This window comes from Okeania sp. SIO2B9 (assembly GCF_010672505.1).
Taxonomy (GTDB): domain Bacteria; phylum Cyanobacteriota; class Cyanobacteriia; order Cyanobacteriales; family Microcoleaceae; genus Okeania; species Okeania hirsuta.
Genome location: NZ_JAAHGK010001087.1, coordinates 1 through 2,661 on the forward strand (window position 1 = coordinate 1; position 2,661 = coordinate 2,661).

1 protein-coding gene is annotated in these 2,661 nt (G+C 44.8%); it reads left to right on the forward strand.

Annotated features, from left to right (window positions below; genetic code table 11):
* Nucleotides 1-2,370, forward strand: a 2,370-nt coding sequence (locus tag F6K13_RS27560) for a pentapeptide repeat-containing protein (RefSeq protein WP_287289075.1), incomplete at its 5' end; no start/stop codon positions are given.
* Nucleotides 2,371-2,661 lie beyond the last annotated feature (291 nt).

The window sequence follows — 2,661 nt, forward strand, 5'->3', positions numbered from 1 at the left end:
ATTTATGGGTATGGGTGGCAAGGAGATTTGGAAATTTATGGCAGTATCGATAAATATTTAGAGAAGAATATTACTACTAAACCAGACGAAGAAGTATTTGATGAAAAATTCACTTTTCGACAAATTTATGTGCCACTGGAAGTAAAAACTGTCAACTCCGATGAGAAGGTTGAAGAAACAGCAACTCCTCAGAATATTCAGGAGTGGGCAAAAACAATTTTGCTGGATGAAAACAAAGACAAACAGGTGTTATTTATTCAAGCAGGACCGGGAAGAGGAAAAAGTGTATTTTGCCGAATGTTTGCCGACTGGGTACGTCAGGAATTACATCCTATATATACACCGATTTTAATTCGGTTGCGGGAGGTGAGAAATTTTGCAGCAAATATTGATGAAACTTTAGCTGATGCAGTGGGTTGGGACTTTGTTAAGACTGATAGTGGTTGGTTGACAGACCGCAATACTCAGTTTTTGTTTTTGCTGGATGGGTTTGATGAGTTGTTATTGGAACGGGGAGCAAGTAATGAGTTAAAGGTATTCTTAGACCAAGTAGCCCAGTTTCAGAAACGGGCAGCAGAAAATAACGAGCGCGGTCATCGGGTTTTAATTACTGGAAGACCCTTAGCGCTTTATGGAATTGAAAGGTTGATGCCTCCTAATTTGGAGCGAGTGAGTATTTTGTCGATGGGTGACGAAATTCAGCAACGGTGGTTTGACAAGTGGCAGACTATTGTTGCGGAAGAGGAAACAAAAAAATTTAGGGAATTTTTGCAGAGTCAAGAATGTCCGAAGCAGGTTAAGGAGTTGGCACGGGAACCTCTATTGTTGTATTTGCTTGCTGCAATGCACCGGGATAAGCAGTTAAAAGTAGAGATGTTTGCTAATGCTGATGTTGGTGGGGCAAAAGTCTCGGTCTATGAGCAAGCGTTGGAGTGGGTGTTGGAAAAGCAGCGAGTAGAAGACGGCAGAAATCTTAATCCTGAAATTACGAAGTTAGACCCAGAAGATTTAGAAATTTTGTTGGCAGAAGCAGGGTTGTGTGTGGTGCAGTCTGGTGGAGAATATGCTGCAATAAAAATGATTGAAGACCGACTGGTGAAACAGGGATATAAGGAGTTGCAGAATTTAATTGAGAATGCTCGGCAAAATAAGCGAGAGGATGGATTGAAAAATGCTTTAGCTGCCTTTTATTTGAAGTCCGCAGCAAAGGCAGAAAATTCGGTGGAGTTTTTCCACAAGAGTTTTGGTGAGTTTCTCTGTGCAAAACGGATGGTGGAAGGTCTGGAAGATTTGACGGAGAAAACTGGGAAGCGACGTAAGACTTATGTGGTATCTGATGAGGAGTTTGAGTGGCGGGTTTACGATCTGTTTGGTTATAGCAGTCTAACGGTGGAGGTTGTGGAATATTTGATGGTGTTGTTGGTGAAAAGTGAGGTTGAGTTGGTGGTGTTGTTTGAGCGGTTGTATGGGTTTTATGTAGACTGGTCTGATGGGAAGTTTATTGAGGAAAGGGAGGAAGTTTTACCTCAGAAAAAGACGAGGCAGTTGTGGCAGTGGGGTATTGAGTCTGGGCAACGTCAGGTGGATATTCATACGGGGTTGAATGTGATGATTTTGTTGTTTGAGTTGCATCGTTATGGGAGGTCTCAGGAGGAGTTGCGGGATAAGTTGCATTTTTATCCTTGTGGTCAACCTGATAGTGAAAATTTCGATAACACAAGACTACTGCGAATTATTGGTTATAGTCAATGTCTTGGGAATGATACTTTTGTGGAAATAGTAGGTAGTTTTCTCAGTAGTGCCGACCTCATTCGTGCTAACCTAATTCGTGCTAACCTAATTCGTGCTGACCTCAGTGATGCTGACCTCAGTGACGCTGACCTAATTCGTGCCAACCTCAGTAGTGCTAACCTAATTCGTGCTAACCTCAGTAGTGTTTACCTAGGTAATGCCGACCTCTGCGATGCCGACCTCTATCGCGCCAACCTCGGTAATGCCGACCTCAGTAATGCCGACCTCTATCGCGCCAACCTCAGTGATGCCGACCTCAGTGGTGCCGACCTCAGAGATACCAACCTCAGTAGTGCCGACCTCAGTGATGCCGACCTCAGTGGTGCAGACCTCATTGATGCCGACCTCAGTGGTGCCAACCTCAGTGATGCCGACCTCATTGATGCCGACCTCATTGATGCCGACCTCAGTGGTGCCAACCTCAGCAATGCTGACCTCAGTGGTGCAGACCTCAGTGGTGCCGACCTCATTGATGCCGACCTCAGTAATATCAAATGGAATAATCAAACCAAGTGGTCAAATACTATTGGTTTAGATATAGCAATAGGAGTCCCAGAAGAGCTACAACAAAATCCATAATTTGCTGCAGCAGTTGCTCAGTCGGAAGCAGCAAGTCAACAACAATAGTAAATTTTGTAGGGTGCGTTAGACGGCTTAAATTCAGACTATGAAAGGGATTTAACAATCCGTCGTAACGCACCATTTTAGTTGTGTCGGTCTACTACTTTGCGGTGCGTTACGCTCCGCTAACACACCCTACTGGACTCTCCGCGTCTCCGCGTCTCCCCCTCCCCGCGTCTCCGTGTCTCTGACTCCCCCCTTTCAAAGGGGGGTTGGGGGGGATACCTTCTTCCTTCACTAACCCTCTAA